We start from the raw sequence: 15,895 nt of genomic DNA on the forward strand, positions 1-15,895 counted from the left end.
GAGGCAGGCGTCCGCCTCAGCGGACGCCTGCCTCCAGATTAGTAGTCCATGGCTCTGAGATCATCGAGCAGGTTCGGCCCTTTCGGCTCCCAGCCGAGCTTCTTCCGTGTCAGGGCGCTGGAGGCCCTGAGATCCATCGAAGCGAACAGGGCAAACCAGCCGAAATGGCCGGCGGCCTCATCTTTGCCTATGGAAACGAGTGGCAGCCCCAGCCCCTCGGCAACGATCCCGGCAATATCGCGCACGACAACGCCTTCTTCCGCCACGGCATTATATCGAGCACCCCGTTCACCCCGAACGAGCGCCATCACGTATAGCTTTGCCACATCGTCCACATGACCGGCGGACCAGCGATTGCCACCGTCTTCGACATAAGCGACGACGCCTTTGTCGCGCGACATCTCGATATAGGGCGAGATGAGACCCTGCTTCACCGTGTCATGCACCTGCGGAAGCCTGATGACGCCGAGATTGACGCCCGCCTGCAATAGCTCCTGGCCCGCCAGTTCGGAGGCGATGCGCGGGTTGAAATGATGCGTGTCGAACACATTCTCCCGTGCAGGTTCGCCATTGCCGGGATCACCCATGCCGACCCCTGAGGTGATGAGCATCGGCCGTTCGGAGCCAGCCAATACAGAGCCCAGCGCCGCGATCACCCGGCGATCCTTTTCGCAATTGGCGGCAAAATTCGCAAAATCATGATCGAAAGCCGTATGGATGACGGCATCGGCAGTTTCCGCACCCGCGGCAAGCCCTGCCGCATCTTCCAGCGTGGCAATATGGGCGGAAGCGCCTGCGGCCTGCAACGCTCTTGCGCCGGCCTCCGAGCGGGTGAGACCGGTCACCTCATGGCCACTCGCCAGCAGTTCGCGAAGAATCCGGGAGCCGATGAACCCGGTGGCACCTGTCAGAAAAACACGCATATAAATCTCCCGCGTTGACGGGAGAGGTGATCTCATGAAGAATTGTCCTGTTAAAGTAGTGACCTTATCATGGTATAACTCTCAACAGGCTGCGGCGGGGAAATGCAATGACGGACAATGCACTCAGCACCTTCCTGCGCGATCGTCGCCTGCGGCTTGATCCTGCAACGTTCGGTTTTGCCGTCGGCCGCCGCCGCACACCGGGTCTGCGCCGGGAAGAGGTCGCCCAGCGCGCCAACATAAGTCCGACCTGGTATACCTGGCTGGAACAGGGTCGTGGCGGTTCGCCCTCGGCGGATGTGCTGGATCGCATCGCCAAGGGATTGATGCTGACCGATCCCGAGCGCGATCACCTGCATATACTGGCCTTCGGACATCCGCCCGAGCAGCGTTACCGTCAACCCGAGACCATAACGCCCCGGCTACAGGGCGTGCTAGACGCCATGCCCTTCAGCCCCGCCATCATCAGGACGGCGACATGGGATGTTCTGGCATGGAACCGGGCCGCCGCCCTCATCCTGACGGATTACAGCAAACTGGCGAGGGAGAACCGCAACATTCTGCGTCTGATCTTCTCCGATGAACGGGTGCGCACCGCCCAGGAGGACTGGCGCAATGTCGCCCGTTATGTCGTCGGCGCGTTCCGGGCGGATGCTGCGCGCGCCGGTGCTGGGGCCGGCATCCAGCAACTGGTCGATGAGCTCTCTGCTGCCAGCCCCGAATTCAAGGCCATGTGGGATGACAATGAGGTCACAAGCATGCATGAGGGCCTCAAGCGCCTCCACCACCCGGTTCTCGGAACGATCGAACTGGAGTTTTCAAGCTTTGCGGTGGAGGGACGCTCGGATCTCAACATGATGGTCTATAATCCCGCCAATCCCGAAATGACCGAACGGTTTCGCTCGCTGATCTCAAAATCCGCTTGATCCCATCACGCCGTCCTATCCACAATCGGGGCGCTCCAGTTCCAGAACCGAGACGCCCAGCCAGCGAACGATACTCTCTTCAAGTTCCGCCTCGTCGGGGGTGGCGTCACAGGCCCATGCGACAATGCCATCGGGGCGTACCAGCAAGGCACTCAGTCCCATTCGATCTTCGGCATCCACCGCAACGTAGTCTAGCCGATCAGACCAGCGTTCCGCGACATTGCCGAGCATTGGGCGCGCATCGAAATCGAGTAGCACCGCATGGCAGCTCCGCAGGTGCTCATTCAGTCTTGTGCCGTCAAGGAGCGCGAAATCCGGCGCGCTGCGGCCGACAAGGGCTTGGGGAGAGCCAAGATCGTAGCGGATACCGATGCCCCAGACGCGCTCGGCGAAATAGGTTGCGCCATCGCGCGTGGCGGCGAGATCGCGGATGATGCCTTCCAGCGCCCGCGAGCTTCGGCTGGGCCGCATCAGCGCCACCTGCGCACGCGACCAGTCCAGAACCTGCGAGGCTATGGGTTGCCGCTCGCTGGCATAGCTGTCGAGCAGGTCCGGCGATGCGTCGCCGCGAATGACCGCAGCGAGTTTCCAGCCAAGGTTCATCGCGTCACCAAGGCCGAGATTGAGCCCCTGGCCGCCCAGTGGCGAGTGAATGTGGGCGGCATCGCCCGCCAGCAGCACGTGTTTCCGGCGATATTCCACCGCCATGAAGGCACGGTCGGTCCATGTGGTGGCCAGATCAAGCCTTGTTACCGAAACATCCGTGCCCGAGACCCTGCGCAGCACCGCTTCGACATGTTCACGCGTGATCGGTGCGGAACGATGAAAGGCGCCACCGTCGAAATCGGCCATGGCGATCGTACCTGTTGGCGTGAACATGTACATGCCAGCAGCGGTATAGTGGCGGCCGGGCTTCAGCGCCCCGGCATCGGCCAGTTCGACCTGCGCGGAATAGCCGGTGAATTCGGGTTCAGTGCCGGCAAAAACGATCCCTGCCACCTTACGCACTATGCTGCGAGCGCCATCGGCGCCGACAAGCCAGCGGCCCCGAAACACCGCGCCGCCCGCGTGAACGGCGATCCTCCTCGGATTGCTTGAAGCCTTCCACGGCAAACCCACGCCGTATCTCGACGCCCAGAGCCTCGGCCCGCGCCGCCAGAACGGTCTCTATACTCGCCATATCGGTGGCAAGGTTGCTGGCCGAACCGGCAAGGCGATAAGGCCAGCGTTGCGCGTCGATCTGGTCGTGAAAAAACTGGATGCCCGCGAAATGCCCGGCGGGCCGCCGCTGCCCTTTCATCCAGTGCGCCGTCCCAGGCGTATCACGGCCGGCCTCCCGCTCTTTGATCGCCTCGAGCAGACCGCGTCGATCAAGGCTTTCGATCGTCGGCACCGTCAGGCCGCGCAGGCCGAAGGGAGGCCGTTTCAGGGGTGAATCCGGATATGGCGATGCTTCGAGAACCAGCACCGAGCAACCGGCCCGCCTTAACTCGCAGGCGAGAAACAGGCCGACCGGGCCAGCGCCGACGATCAGGACGTCATGAAAACAAATAGAGGGTATATGCACGGTCGGACTCCTTCAGTCGATGTTCGACCGGAGCGTTTCTCCAATCCGAGACCCACACGGACGAACAGATGGATGCACGATGCATCCTTCGTTCGTCGCGGGGATCTCCGACCAGAGGCCAAAGACCAGAGCTTCCGTTACCAGAAGGACTTGGGCTTACCAAACCAAGTCTGCCTTTTCCGACGTGGCCAAAATAGCGCAAGGACTGGCGGTATGCAACGGATGCCGTTTTCGAGGCCAGTGAGGGCCATGCCAACGCTCTGGGGGCACTGCGACCTTGCCTAGTTTCAGGAGACCCTCCCGGTCTGGAAACGACCGTTTTAGCCTCGAGGCCAATCGGTTCATGCCTGTGGGCGGGCCAGAGCTCAAAATCATTATTCGCTTAAGCTTGACGTGAATGCTGCGGATGCTCCAACACCTCAATTGCCTATTGCCCCACATAGCGGGCGCGGGGTCGGATGAGTTTGTCATCCGATTTCTGTTCCAGGGCATGAGCTATCCAGCCGGCAGTCCGTGCGACGGCGAAAAGCACCAGGGCCGAGCCGCGCGGCAGCCCTAGACTGCGTCGCAGGCTCACCAGTGCTACATCGCAGTTCGGCAACTGACCGGTAGTATCGTTCATCACCTGCAGAAGCTCATCTCGCTGCGCGTCCGGCGGGAGATGGGGCAGGAGGCCGGCTGCTCGCGGATCGCCGTCCGGGTAAAGTGGATGGTGAAAGCCCGGAATAGCTTCACCGCGTCGAAGCCGTTCATCAATCACCCGTTCTACATCGCTACACCGCTCCAGTTCATCGAACAGAAGTTCGACAAGACTAGTCATGCCGCCATGCATAGGTCCGCTCAACGCCGAAAGCCCCGCATTCAGACACGCGCCGAGCGAAGCGCCTGTAGAGGCGACGACGCGCGCAGCGAATGCGGAAGCATTCAACTCATGATCGGCCTGAAGCACCAGGGCGCGACGGATGATATCCGCGCCTGCCGCATCCTTCTTCCAGGCATCCGCGAGAAGCAGGTGAACCGGCTGCGTACCGGGCTGGCTGAGGCTGCAGGCGCTGGCGACAGCCCGCAGCAGAGCGGCGGCGCCGGACCAGAGACGATTGTTTTCGCGCCTCCAAGTGGTAAGGCGGCCTGCTTCAACAAGAGGGAGAAGCGTTTGGCACCGCTCCGTCAAGGGCAGGGTGCTGACGTAGTTAAAGATTGGCTGTGGCCATGGAGCCGGGGCGGCCTTCACGTCATCGAAAGGGTTACCCTCACCGCAGTCCCATAGCAGACAAGCCACTTCCTCCAGGGTCGCCGTTTGTGAAAGCACAAGCGCGTCCTGGCCGCGATAGCGCAGGTGTCCTTCTGTTATCTCCGTAATCGAGGATTCGAGAACAGGCAGCCCCCAGTCAAGCGCGGTAGCGGCAACCTGTCCGGGACGTCGCCCGACGGTTTTCCTCTTCTTCAGCGTCTCAATGTCATGGGTGCTGTAGAGCTTGCGACGCGGGTCATCCTCAGCAGCGTTCGTCTGGATCAAACCCCGGCTGACATAGGCGTAGAGCGTTGCGCGGCTGATACCGAGCTCGGAAGCCGCGCGATCGGCGCTCATGTATTTGTCGTAAGGCTGCATTCCATATCTCATATTGATTAAAACAATCAATATTGACCATATATATGCAATTCAACATCCTCAAGCGCATTCGTATTCAGATTGAGGAAAATTCAATGTCAGCGATAGCAGCTTTGAGTAACGACAAGACCGTGATCGGCCTTGATGACGTCGTCGCAGCCGAAACTGTACTCAGCCATGTGGATGGGACGGCTGGTGAACTGATTATCCGCGGCCACCACCTTGCAAGCTTGGCAGACTGGTCTTTTGAGCAGGTTCTGGAGCTTCTATGGGCCGAGCAAATCCCCCAGCCGGCGACGGCGCAGGATATTCGTTCTCAGCTTGGTTCGGCCAGGCAGCGGGCACTTGAACTGATTCATCCCCTTCCTGACCTGTCGCGCCTTTCTTCCGTAGAGGCCTTGCGTCTTTTGCTTTCCGCGTTGCCGGATGATGAAACAACCGCACACCATATCATGGCCGTTGCGGCGGTACCGGTCTTTGCCGCGGCAATCATCCGAGACAGGCAAGGGCTAACGCCGATCGCGCCCGATACCACACTCAGCCATTCGGCGGATTTTCTTCGAATGATTTCCGGTGATCACCCTTCGCCAGAGAAGGTACGCGCGCTCGATACTTATCTAACGACGGTTTCCGATCATGGGTTGAACGCCTCGACCTTTACGGCTCGCATCATTGCGTCGACAGAGGCCGGAATGTTCTCATCAGTGGTTGGTGCGCTATGTGCCTTAAAGGGGCCTCTTCATGGCGGGGCGCCGGGTCCGGTGCTTGACATGTTGGATGCGATTGGCGCGGAGGCTGACATTCAACTGTGGCTGGAGGATGCGCTTGCGCGCGGGGAGCGCCTTATGGGCTTTGGCCATCGGATCTATCGTGTCCGTGACCCTCGCGCCGACGTTCTGAAAGGCGCGGTGTCGGTTCTCAAGGACGGATCCAGCCGCATTGCCTTCGCCGGCAAAGTGGAGGCGGCGGCGCTAGCGCTCCTCCAGGAAAAAAAACCTCTTCGGCCGTTACAGACAAACGTCGAATTCTACACGGCGCTGGTACTGGAGGTGTTGGGTTTTCCACGCGACAGCTTTACCAATGTCTTTGCTGCCGGTCGCATGGCAGGATGGACGGCGCATGTGCTGGAGCAGGAACGGACTGGGCGCCTCATTCGTCCGCAGTCCCGCTATATAGGTCCTTCGCCTGAATAGGGTTTCTTTGCCAACGCTTCGTGGGGCACTCGTCGTTGGACGCCCGTTACGCGGCATTTGAGGGTGATGGACATGCCGTCGCCGGCATTCCCTATCGGCATATTTATCCAAAATTTTGTCGCCAGCGCGTCGCCAATCCGACGGGTGAAGCAGCCGGAACGGTCGCCATCGATACCCCAAACCGCTTCCTTTATCTGGTCGAGCCCGATGGCGCAGCCACGCGTTATGGTGTCGGCATTGGCCGGGATGGATTTGCGTGGCAACGGCGGGGGTATCATCCATTGGCGCCAGCCATGGCCGAGATGGAAGCCGCCAGCCAAAATGAAAGCCCGCCAGCCGGAGCTTGAAAAATACTCGATTGCCAATGGAGGCATGGACCCCGGCGTGCAAAACCCGCTCGGCGCAAGAGCCTTGGATATCTTCCAGAATGGGAAGGATACGCTTTACCGCATGCACGGCAATCCGGAATGGAAGTCCATCGATAAAGCGGTTTCTTCGGGCTGCGTGCGTCTCTTGAATCACGACATTGTCGATCTTTATGACCGCGTCCCTTACCACGCGCCGATTGTCGTGCATCACACGCCACTCGTCGGCACGGCGTGATAAGACTTATGAGGCCAGATGGCTCGGCAGTGCGCCTTTACGAACTCAAGGCACAGGCACCCGCAGACCCGGCAAAAGAATGGGAATGCATTCCGCTATCTTGCCGGCACGCGGCCAATGCCCGCCGCTTCGATTAAAGGAGGTTCGGGATCGGGTACGACCGATAATGTGTGTTTGAGACATTTGAGTGCGAAACAGGATCGGGAGTGGCGCACGCCCTCAATCTTATAGAGTTTCCGCCGCAGAAACTGTTCGTAGCCTGCAGTTCCCGCCACCGCCACCTTGATGAGATAATCATATTCACCTGTTGTCAGATAGGCTTCCAACACCTCCGGAAGAGCGGCCATCGCATCCCCGAAACGTTCCAGAACCTCGTCGTCGTGGCGCTCCAGCATCACCTCGATGATGACGGTTTCGGTCAGTCCGAGTTTGGCTTGATCGAGAATGGCGGTGTAGCCGCGAATGACCCCTTCGTCCTCCAGCCGCTTGACGCGCTGCCAGCAGGGGCTGGGCGAGAGCCCTACCTTTTCCGAAAGCTCCGAATTGCTCAACCTGCCGTTCTCCAGGAGGGTACGCAATATTTTGCGGTCAATTCTGTCTAGCGGCTTCGTCATGCCGGCCTCCCCCAACTACGTTGCAAAAAAATCTGCCGTCGATGCGACAGCCTGCGAAAGAAGTGTTTTCCGACGCGCCGTTTGGTGGTGTCATTCGGAAGCACCTTCGGCTGATATTTGAGTACCGTACTGCAAGGTACAGGCAGCAGGGAGGAGCAGGCGTGGCATCGATAGAGCAGCAACATTTTCCAAGGCCGAGAACGCTCATCCATCCCGGCATTTCCGCGCCGGTGCGCATCAACAGCCTTCGCTCGCCATCTGCGCGCCATGTGCGGCTGTTCCTCGCGCCGGGGCGTAGCCTTTACGATGGCATCGTGCGGCCGCTTTTCGAAAATGGCATTGAGAATGCCTCGCTCACCATTCTCGGCGGCTATTTTGACATATTGTCCTATTGCGTAGCCCCGCCCGACCCTTCCGGCAGGGCGGTCATTGCCTATACGAAGCCCATCAACGCCGGTGCTGCCTGGCTTGTCTTCGGCAATGCCACGCTGGGGCGCAGCATGAAGGGAGAGCCGATCGTCCATTGCCATGCCGCTATGCGCACCGCGGCGGGTGTGGTCAAAGGCGGCCATTTGCTGACTGAATCCTGTATTGTCGGCGAAAGCGGCGTTGCCGCCCTGGTGACCTCACTCGACAGTTTCGTGCTGCAGCAGTCCTTCGACCCTGAAACCAATATTCCCCTTCTTCAACCAAAGAACCGTACGGAGCGCGCCGATGAACACGCCTAACACTGTCGAATCTGGCTCCATGGGCCGTGTGGCCTATGCCCGCATCGCGCCCAATGAAGACCTTGTGCTCGGCGTCGAGAAACTGTGTCTTGCCGAAGGTTTTCGAAATGCCTTCGTGCGCGGTGCGCTGGGTAGTCTGGTCGATGCGTGCCTCGGCACGCGCAGCGGCGCGTTCTTGCAGATACGCGGTCCCGCCGTTGAAATCGTCTCCATCGCCGGTGAAGTGCGCGCCCAGCCCGATGGCTCTTTGCGTGCCGCGTTGACCGGCGTCGTCGCCGATACCGAAGGTTCGGTTTATGGCGGTCCCTTCATCGCCGGAGCCAACCCGGTTTGCATGACGTTTGAAGTGACTCTGGAAGAATGGTTGCCTGCGGAAAAACCGCAGGCGGCGTGATTTGCGGTGATGCTGGCCGTTGAGTTGCGCAGCGCAACTCATGCGGCGTGCCCCTGTCTTTCGGTCAGAAGTAGCTCGAAAGTGACGCAGACCGGGTTCTTGCCGCGCACCAGCCGCCCGCCGCTGATATGTGTGGTGAGGTCCACCATCGCAATATCCAGCTTTGCTTGTCGGTCTCCCGACGCGGCCGGGCCGATACGGCCCTTGTTTATGAGGATTTCGCTCGCGTAGGCGTTGAGGCTTGTTCCGTCTTCATAATCCGCACCGACCAGGCTGCCAATTCCATTGACTTCGGCTTCTCGCAGGCCAAACTGGGTAGAGACCTCTTCAAGTGCCGTGCATATATCGGTATTGGGGCGCACTGTGCATAAAAGCGCCCGAAGACCCGAACCCTTTTGGTGGCGCTGTTGCGCGATGGGTGTAAAAAGGGGGAAGTTGGTTTCCTCATCCTTTTGCACATCGAGGATCGCTCCATCTAGCGCCAGAGCTTCAAGCGTTGTTTCTACAGCAAATTCGGTCTCGAAAGGCAGCAGATGCCCCATGGAGACAACGCCGTCGGCACTCTTCCATGAACCATGGCAATGCAGAAACGGCGCACTATCGCGCCGGCCCATATGAAGGCCGGCATTGATGATTGTGCCACCCGGCATGGAAAAGGTTTCGCTATACCATGCGGCATGTGCGTCATCCGGTGCGGCTGCCGGCATGACATATTGCAACCGTTTCATCGGTACGTTCTTCAGTCTGACGTAACCACCTTCGAACCCCAACTCCGCAAAGGCATCGGCAATCGCTTCGTTGGCGCTTACGCCGGACCGGACCGTCAGAGTAACAGGATAGGCGTGGCAGCCGACGGCGCGAAAACGTTCGGGCGTTACCGGTCCGGGATGGACGATGCGACGGGGGAGCTCTTGCGTGCCTGTCTCCGTCATACCGCGAGCCCGGCGGTAATGAAGCCGCCATCCACGGCAAGCACCTGTCCGTTGATGTAGCTTGCGTCATCTGACACGAGGAAAGCCACGGCAGAGGCGATCTCGTCCGTCCTGCCATAGCGATGCATGGGAACGCGGCTATGCCATTGGTTGCGGACATTTTCCGTATGAACCGCCTGGGTCAGCGGGGTATCGACCGGACCGGGAGCAATCGCATTGACGCGAATGCCCGATTGTCCCAGCTCGTTTGCCATCACCATCGTCAGAAGATTGACGCCGCCTTTCGAAGCGCCATAGGCGCTACGGCCACGATTTCCGCACATGCCGGAAACAGAGCTGATATTGACGATCGAGCCGGCAATATCGCGGTCCAGCCAATAACGTGCGGCAGTGCGCGCTACCGCGAAGCTGCCGACGAGATTGACGTCAACGATACGGCGAAATTCTTCGACGCTGGTGTCGACGGACAGTTTGTCGATACCGATGCCGGCGCTGTTGACGACGGCCACCAGATCAACCGCATGATCGGCGCCGCCTGCCGTCAGGGCGGCGAAAGCCTTCTCTATCGATGCCTCGTTCGCAACGTTGCAGACGATGCCGCGCGAGAGATCGATACCGAGCTTTTCGCAGGCTATATCCAGCGCCTCGCGCTTGAGATCCAGCAACCATGGCTGCCAGCCGCGCGCCATCAGGAGCTGCGCGGTGGAAAAGCCGATGCCGGATGCACCGCCGGTGATCGCGACGGCCCCTTTTGTCCCTGTTTTCTCTTGTGTCATACCGTCTCCTCCCGATTGAATGTCACGCCTGTCAGGCTGTCCGCTTTTCTTCGAAAGCCGGCATCTGACCGCGTTTCTCCAGTTCCTCGCGGATCATTTTCTTGGTGATCTTGCCGTAGGCGGATTTCGGCATGGCATCCCAGAACACCACTGATTTCGGCAGCTTGTAGCGGGCCATCTTGCCTTCCAGATAGGCCTTCAGATCGATGGCGGCGATATCCGCGCCCTCGCGGGCCACGCACACGGCCACACCGACCTCGCCCCACACCGCGTCCGGCACACCCAGAACCGCAGTCTCGCTGATGTCAGGATGCATGAGGATTTTTTCCTCGATTTCACGCGGATAGATGTTCGAGCCGCCGGAAATATACATGTCGGAGGCGCGCCCGGTGATGTAGAGGAAGCCGTTCTCATCGCGATGACCAAGGTCGCCCGTGCGGAACCAGCCATTGCGGAAGGCTTTGGCATTTGCCTCGGGATTATCGTAGTAGCCGGCGAAAACGGCGGGACCGATTACACAAATTTCGCCGGTTTCGCCTGCGTCAACTTCCTCGCCCGCATCGTTCTGGATCTGCACTTCCATGCCGGTGCGGTCGAAGCCGCAGGTGCCGATGCGCGTTTCCGGACCGTCCTCGGCGTTATGAAAAGAAGGCGGCAGCACGGTGATGTTACCGGTGACTTCACCCAGGCCGAAATATTGCACCAGCACCGGGCCGAGCTTTGCAAGCGCGCGCTTCTGGTCCGCGCGATACATCGGCGCGCCGGCATAGATGACATAGCGCAGTGAGGAGTGATCGAAACGATCCACAGAGGGGTCTTCGACGAGCATTTTAAGGATGGTCGGTACAGTGAAGGCGTTGGTGATACGCCATTTTTCGATCAGCGCCCAGACGGCGGGCACATCGAGCTTTTCCGCCGCCGGAAGCACGGTTTTCGCGCCATGCGCCACCTGCACCAGCTGGTGAATGCCCGCACCGTGTGAAAGCGGGGCAACGACGATGGAGGCGTCGTCGGATCCGGTGCCGGGCATCAGATCGCAGAGATGGTTGGTGATGACGAACGCCATCTGGCCATGGGTAAGCACTGCAGCCTTGGGCCGGCCGGTGGTGCCTGAGGTGAAGAAGAACCAACACGGGTCATCCCGATCCACTGCCTGGCTTTTGACTTTGTGCCCCATATGACGGGCCACGATGGCATCGTAATCCTCACCGAACTCAGCCGTGCCGATGGCAATGCTGAAATCGATCGTGCTTGCCTCGTGGCTGGCTTTTGCATGATCGGGAAAAGGGCTGGCGCAAATCATGCCGCGCGCCCCGCTGGCCTTCGCCAGATAGGCAACTTCATCGGGCGATTGACGGTAATTGGTCGGCACCCACACCGCACCCACGCGGAAGCATGCGAACATAGATTCGAACATCTGGTTGTTGTTGGAGGACTGCACCAGAATGCGGTCCCCCTTTCTGACGCCGAATTCAGTCTCCAGCGCATGGGCCATTGCGTCGACGCGGGCTTCCATTTGAGCCCAGCTCCAAGTCTTTTCACCCCAGACGAAACCGATATGGTCCGGGTTGCGGCGTGCCGCCTGCGTCAGGAAATGCGAGAGGTTCATCACCCGCGTGGTGGACGGCGCAACCCCGCCCGCGGGATGCTGTACGGCACTTTGCATCGTCATTTCACACGCTCCATGATCGAGACGTAATTGGCAACCGCCGTGCCACCCATGTTGAACACGCCAGCCAGCGAGGCATTGGGAATTTGCATGTCGCCTGCCTCGCCCATCAATTGCATCGCCGCCATGACATGCATGGAAACGCCGGTCGCCCCGACGGGATGACCTTTCGATTTCAATCCACCCGATGGGTTGATTGGCAGGCGTCCGGTCTTCAGGGCCGTTCCATCCTGGACAACGCGATATCCTTCACCGGGCTTCGCAAGCCCCATGGCCTCATATTCGATAAGTTCAGCGATGGTGAAGCAGTCGTGCGTTTCAACGAAAGAGAGGTCGTCGAGCGTTGCTCCGGCAAGTTCCAGCGAGCCGGCCCAGGCGCGGCGCGCGCCTTCGAAGGCCAACGGATCGCGACGGCTCAATGCCATGATGTCGTTGACATGCTTGCGGCCCCGGAAACCGATGGCTCGGTTGAGTGTGGCTGCCGTTTCCTCGTCGGCCAAAATGATCGCGGCAGCGCCATCAGAAATCAGCGAGCAGTCGGTGCGGCGCAGCGGGCCTGCGACGTAGGGGTTCTTGTCCGAAACCGTATTGCAGAAATCGAAGCCGAAATCCTTGCGCATATGGGCATAGGGATTGACCGCGCCATTGGCGTGGTTCTTTGCGGCAATCATCGCCAGCTCTTCCGAGCGGTCGCCATAACGTTGAAAATATGCCTGTGCGATGCGGCCGAACTGGCCGGCAAACCCGCCGGGAATATTGGCCTCCTCCGCACGGTAACAGGCGGAAAGCAGGATTTCGCCCACCTCTGCGGTCGGCAGCGCCGTCATTTTTTCGGCGCCGACAACGAGTGCGATGCGGCCGCGCCCGGCTTCGATGAAGTCCATGGCGCTGTAGAGGGCGGCCGATCCTGTTGAGCAGGCATTCTCGAAACGCACTGCCGGCGTATAGGCGAGGCGCTCATCGCCCATCGCTACCAGGGCGCCCTGAAAATCCTGTTTCGAGAAGCCATTGTTCATCACGCCGACGAAAATGCCGTCGATATCGCTGACATCGACGCCAGCATGGTCTATGGTCGGCGCCACGACCGAAGCCATCAGTTGCTCGGTATTTTCAAGGGCCGACTTGCCGAAAGGCGAATGCGCCCAGCCGACGATCTGCGCTTTGCTCATTTGCTCGTTCTCCTCGTTTGCCGTTTCGTGTCGCCTTCACCGCGCGTGCGGGCGCGGCTGGCCATCATTTCTGCAATGCGTGTCTCGATGCGGGTTACTTCCTCGCGCAGCAGCGCTGCCAGTTCCGGCTGGCGCTCCGGCCGCATGCGGCTGTCCACAGCGGCAATGCTCAGCGCTCCCGCCACAGCGCCATCAGGCGCGCGGATGGCAACGCCAATACCCCAGGAATTAGAAAGGATCAGGCCGGGGTTGAGCGAATAGCCATTGGCTCTCGTCAACTCGACATCACGGCGCAGGCCCTCAAGCGTTATGCCGGGATAATTAGCGGCAATCAGCCCGCTATTGGCCGCAATGATACTTTCCACCTCGGCGTCTGGCAGCGCCGCCAGCATGGCGAGCGAACCCGCACCAATACCCAAGGGGTGTTCGAAACCGGCCTGAAGTGCATGGGTGCGCACCGGCCAGGTGCCTTCTTCGCGGTAAAGGCACAGGGCAAATGTATCTCGGCGCACGGAAAGGAAGCTCGAATCCTCCGAGCGGCGGGAAATGCGCGTCAGGCCGTCCTGCGCCATTTGAAGAAGGCCAAACCGGCGCGATGACAGGCTGCCCAGCACATAGGTTTCTTCGCCGAGGTAATAACGCCGCGTTTCCTCATCCTGCTCCACAAGCCCGGCGCGGATCAGAGCCAGCAGCAGGCGGCGGGCCGTGGGTTTGTTCAGTCCGCTTTCTGTCACGATGACCGAAAGCGCCACGCCGCGTTCCGCGTGCCTCCCGACCATGGAGAGCAGCGCCAGAGCCCGGTCCACCGCACGCGCGCCCGTCAGATCTTTTTCAACCGGGATCGTTGTTGTTGCTGCCATCTCAGGAAAACGCCCCCACCGCACAGCTTTGCCCGCCATCGACCGGCAAACAGACGCCAGTGATGAACTTAGCCTCATCAGATGCGAGAAAAACGGCGGCGCGGGCAATATCGAAGGCATCGCCCATGCGACCCACCGGGACAGCCGCATTGCGCGCCGCCACCATCTCCTCGACAGACGCATATTGATTGCTGATCTGCTTGTAGATCAGTGGGGTGTCGATCATTCCCGGAAGAATGCAATTGGCGCGAATGCCCTGCCGAGCATATTGCATGGCCAGCGCCACAGTCGCCTGATTTACAGCTGCCTTCATGGCGTAATAGGCAAAATAGGGATAGCCGGTCCAGCGAATGGAGGCGAGCGACGAGATATTGATAATGGCCCCGCCGCCCTGCGCCAACATCACCGGCAACACAGCCTTGGAGGTGCGATAAACGGAGCCGATATTGAGATCGACCGAGGCGCGAAAGCTTTCCTCATCCAGCTCAACCGGCCCGCCCATATGGGTCACGCCGACATTATTGTGCAGAATATCGATGCCACCAAAGGCCTCGCAGGTGCGGTCAACGGTGGCCGATACGGACTGTAGTTCCGTGACATCGGCGGCAACCGCAATAGCCTCCAAGCCTTCGCCGCGAATGATCTCAGCCGTCTCTTCGGCTGCGTCAGCGGAGAGGTCGACACAGGCTACGCGCGCGCCTTCGCGGGCAAATTGCACGGCCGCAGCCTTGCCGTTGCCAAAACCCGGCCCCGATGATCCTGCGCCAAACACAAGCGCGCGTTTTCCCGTCAGGCGACCTGTCAAAGCAGTCTCCATTCCAATCGTCAGACATAGTCGGGTTGGCCCCGCTACGGGCGGGGCCAGTTACTCAACGGACCGGTCAGGTCAGGCTTGCACCAACGGCCTTTTCAAGAATGGCCCAGGCTTCATCGCCGTATTTGCCTTTCCACTCGGAATAGAAGCCTGCCTCTTTCAGCGCGGCGCGGAAAAGTGTCGCATCCGTGTCGTTGAAGGTCATGCCCTTGGAAATCAGATCTTCCTTGACCGAGGCATTGAGCTTCGCCACATCGGCGCGTTCATCCTTGCCCGACTGGTTGAGGTTTTTGGCGACGATGGCGCGCAGGTCATCCGGCAAACGCTCCCAGGCGCGCTTGTTGGCCAGGAACCAGAACCCGTCCCACATGTGATTGGTGACCGAGCAGAATTTCTGCACTTCGAACAGCTTTGCGGTGGAAATGATCGCCAGCGGATTTTCCTGGCCATCGACCACGCCGGTCTGCAGTGCAGTATAGACCTCGGCGAAATTGATCGAGGCAGGGGCAGACTTGAACGCCTTGAACATAGAGGTCCAGAGCGGGCTCACTGGCACGCGGATCTTGAAGCTTTCGAGATCGGCCGGCGTGGCGATGGGCTTGGAAGCGCTGGTGATCTGGCGGAAGCCGTTATCCCAGATGGTGTCCATGGCAACGAGGTTCTGCTTGGCAATTTCGCCGCGTACATATTTGCCGAGGTCGCCATCCATGGCCGCCCATACGGAATCATAGTTCGGGAACGCGAAACCGATGCCGCTGATGGAGGCGTTCGGCACCAGCGTGGACAGGATCAGCGGCGACAGCGTGAAGAATTCAACGCCTCCCGAGCGCACCTGGCTCAGCACGTCCGTATCCGCGCCCAACTGGCTGCTGGGGAAGATATTGATCATCACCTGACCGTCGGTTTCCTTGGCGATCCGGTCAGCGGCCTCCTTGGCGCGAATGTTCATCGGGTGCGCGGCAGGCAGATTGTTGGCATATTTATAATTGTACTGGGCAGCGCGGGCGCGCGACACGAAGGCTGTGGCCAGAACGGCGGAACCGGCGCCGGCGAGTATGGTACGTCTGTTGATATTCATTGCTTTCTCCTCCCAAAATAAAGCATGCATCATTCATCGG

General features: G+C 59.9%; 14 protein-coding genes and 2 pseudogenes. 5 read left to right on the forward strand and 11 right to left on the reverse strand.

Annotated features, from left to right (window positions below; genetic code table 11):
* Positions 1–38 precede the first annotated feature (38 nt).
* Positions 39–923, reverse strand: a complete 885-nt coding sequence (locus V6S97_RS17655) for an SDR family oxidoreductase (RefSeq protein ID WP_080864994.1) — start codon at positions 921–923, stop codon at positions 39–41.
* A 107-nt stretch (positions 924–1,030) separates the two neighbouring features.
* Between V6S97_RS17655 and V6S97_RS17650 the strand changes: the two genes are divergently transcribed.
* Positions 1,031–1,849: a helix-turn-helix transcriptional regulator gene (locus tag V6S97_RS17650; RefSeq protein ID WP_080864995.1), complete on the forward strand. Its 819-nt coding sequence runs from the start codon at positions 1,031–1,033 to the stop codon at positions 1,847–1,849.
* 15 nt (positions 1,850–1,864) lie between these two features.
* Here the strand turns inward: V6S97_RS17650 and V6S97_RS17645 are convergent.
* Both V6S97_RS17645 and V6S97_RS17640 read right to left on the reverse strand, forming a co-directional pair.
* Positions 1,865–3,416 (reverse strand): annotated as a pseudogene (locus V6S97_RS17645) (FAD-dependent monooxygenase).
* A 427-nt stretch (positions 3,417–3,843) separates the two neighbouring features.
* Positions 3,844–5,025 (reverse strand): citrate/2-methylcitrate synthase, encoded by a 1,182-nt coding sequence (locus tag V6S97_RS17640; protein ID WP_223565229.1) that lies wholly within the window; start codon positions 5,023–5,025, stop codon positions 3,844–3,846.
* Between the two features lie 44 nt (positions 5,026–5,069).
* Between V6S97_RS17640 and V6S97_RS17635 the strand changes: the two genes are divergently transcribed.
* Positions 5,070–6,218 (forward strand): citrate synthase/methylcitrate synthase, encoded by a 1,149-nt coding sequence (locus V6S97_RS17635; RefSeq protein ID WP_309957621.1) that lies wholly within the window; start codon positions 5,070–5,072, stop codon positions 6,216–6,218.
* Between the two features lie 29 nt (positions 6,219–6,247).
* Positions 6,248–6,821 (forward strand): annotated as a pseudogene (locus V6S97_RS17630) (L,D-transpeptidase); the annotation flags it as partial.
* 95 nt (positions 6,822–6,916) lie between these two features.
* Here the strand turns inward: V6S97_RS17630 and V6S97_RS17625 are convergent.
* Positions 6,917–7,435: an Lrp/AsnC family transcriptional regulator gene (locus V6S97_RS17625; RefSeq protein ID WP_060726479.1), complete on the reverse strand. Its 519-nt coding sequence runs from the start codon at positions 7,433–7,435 to the stop codon at positions 6,917–6,919.
* A gap of 161 nt (positions 7,436–7,596) precedes the next feature.
* On the opposite strand from V6S97_RS17625, the gene V6S97_RS17620 reads away from it, so the two are divergent.
* Both V6S97_RS17620 and V6S97_RS17615 read left to right on the forward strand, forming a co-directional pair.
* Entirely contained in the window at positions 7,597–8,163 is a 567-nt protein-coding gene (locus V6S97_RS17620) for a hypothetical protein (RefSeq protein ID WP_060726478.1), read from the forward strand.
* A complete protein-coding gene (locus V6S97_RS17615; protein ID WP_060726477.1) occupies positions 8,150–8,557 on the forward strand; it encodes a PPC domain-containing DNA-binding protein in 408 nt (135 codons plus the stop codon). Before V6S97_RS17620 ends, V6S97_RS17615 begins: the two co-directional genes overlap by 14 nt.
* A gap of 38 nt (positions 8,558–8,595) precedes the next feature.
* Here the strand turns inward: V6S97_RS17615 and V6S97_RS17610 are convergent, their stop codons facing one another.
* The 7 genes from V6S97_RS17610 to V6S97_RS17580 form a co-directional block, all read right to left on the reverse strand.
* Positions 8,596–9,489: a PCC domain-containing protein gene (locus V6S97_RS17610; RefSeq protein WP_080864998.1), complete on the reverse strand. Its 894-nt coding sequence runs from the start codon at positions 9,487–9,489 to the stop codon at positions 8,596–8,598.
* Positions 9,486–10,265 carry an SDR family NAD(P)-dependent oxidoreductase gene (locus V6S97_RS17605; protein WP_060726475.1) on the reverse strand — a complete coding sequence of 260 codons (780 nt, stop codon included), beginning with the start codon at positions 10,263–10,265 and terminating at the stop codon, positions 9,486–9,488. The genes V6S97_RS17610 and V6S97_RS17605 overlap by 4 nt, the downstream gene beginning before the upstream one ends.
* Positions 10,266–10,296: 31 nt before the next feature.
* Positions 10,297–11,937 carry an acyl-CoA synthetase gene (locus V6S97_RS17600; RefSeq protein ID WP_112278177.1) on the reverse strand — a complete coding sequence of 547 codons (1,641 nt, stop codon included), beginning with the start codon at positions 11,935–11,937 and terminating at the stop codon, positions 10,297–10,299.
* A complete protein-coding gene (locus V6S97_RS17595) occupies positions 11,934–13,103 on the reverse strand; it encodes an acetyl-CoA acetyltransferase (protein WP_060726473.1) in 1,170 nt (389 codons plus the stop codon). The genes V6S97_RS17600 and V6S97_RS17595 overlap by 4 nt, the downstream gene beginning before the upstream one ends.
* Positions 13,100–13,963: an IclR family transcriptional regulator gene (locus V6S97_RS17590; RefSeq protein WP_060726472.1), complete on the reverse strand. Its 864-nt coding sequence runs from the start codon at positions 13,961–13,963 to the stop codon at positions 13,100–13,102. Before V6S97_RS17590 ends, V6S97_RS17595 begins: the two co-directional genes overlap by 4 nt.
* Position 13,964: 1 nt before the next feature.
* Positions 13,965–14,768, reverse strand: coding sequence for an SDR family NAD(P)-dependent oxidoreductase (locus tag V6S97_RS17585; RefSeq protein ID WP_162266699.1), 804 nt, complete (start codon positions 14,766–14,768; stop codon positions 13,965–13,967).
* Positions 14,769–14,844: 76 nt separating this feature from the next.
* The gene (locus tag V6S97_RS17580; protein WP_060726470.1) at positions 14,845–15,855 is read right to left on the reverse strand and encodes a TRAP transporter substrate-binding protein; all 1,011 of its coding nucleotides are present in this window, start codon (positions 15,853–15,855) and stop codon (positions 14,845–14,847) included.
* Positions 15,856–15,895 lie beyond the last annotated feature (40 nt).

It is taken from the genome of Agrobacterium sp. CCNWLW155 (assembly GCF_036888815.1).
Classification (GTDB): Bacteria; Pseudomonadota; Alphaproteobacteria; order Rhizobiales; family Rhizobiaceae; genus Agrobacterium; species Agrobacterium radiobacter.

Bases quoted from the DNA above. Each gene is read 5' to 3' on its own strand.
- V6S97_RS17655 (WP_080864994.1), bottom strand. From the start codon at position 923: ATGCGTGTTTTTCTGACAGGTGCCACCGGGTTCATCGGCTCCCGGATT.
- V6S97_RS17650 (WP_080864995.1), top strand. From the start codon at position 1,031: ATGACGGACAATGCACTCAGCACCTTCCTGCGCGATCGTCGCCTGCGG.
- V6S97_RS17640 (WP_223565229.1), bottom strand. From the start codon at position 5,025: ATGCAGCCTTACGACAAATACATGAGCGCCGATCGCGCGGCTTCCGAG.
- V6S97_RS17635 (WP_309957621.1), top strand. From the start codon at position 5,070: ATGCAATTCAACATCCTCAAGCGCATTCGTATTCAGATTGAGGAAAAT.
- V6S97_RS17625 (WP_060726479.1), bottom strand. From the start codon at position 7,435: ATGACGAAGCCGCTAGACAGAATTGACCGCAAAATATTGCGTACCCTC.
- V6S97_RS17615 (WP_060726477.1), top strand. From the start codon at position 8,150: ATGAACACGCCTAACACTGTCGAATCTGGCTCCATGGGCCGTGTGGCC.
- V6S97_RS17610 (WP_080864998.1), bottom strand. From the start codon at position 9,489: ATGACGGAGACAGGCACGCAAGAGCTCCCCCGTCGCATCGTCCATCCC.
- V6S97_RS17605 (WP_060726475.1), bottom strand. From the start codon at position 10,265: ATGACACAAGAGAAAACAGGGACAAAAGGGGCCGTCGCGATCACCGGC.
- V6S97_RS17600 (WP_112278177.1), bottom strand. From the start codon at position 11,937: ATGACGATGCAAAGTGCCGTACAGCATCCCGCGGGCGGGGTTGCGCCG.
- V6S97_RS17595 (WP_060726473.1), bottom strand. From the start codon at position 13,103: ATGAGCAAAGCGCAGATCGTCGGCTGGGCGCATTCGCCTTTCGGCAAG.
- V6S97_RS17590 (WP_060726472.1), bottom strand. From the start codon at position 13,963: ATGGCAGCAACAACAACGATCCCGGTTGAAAAAGATCTGACGGGCGCG.
- V6S97_RS17580 (WP_060726470.1), bottom strand. From the start codon at position 15,855: ATGAATATCAACAGACGTACCATACTCGCCGGCGCCGGTTCCGCCGTT.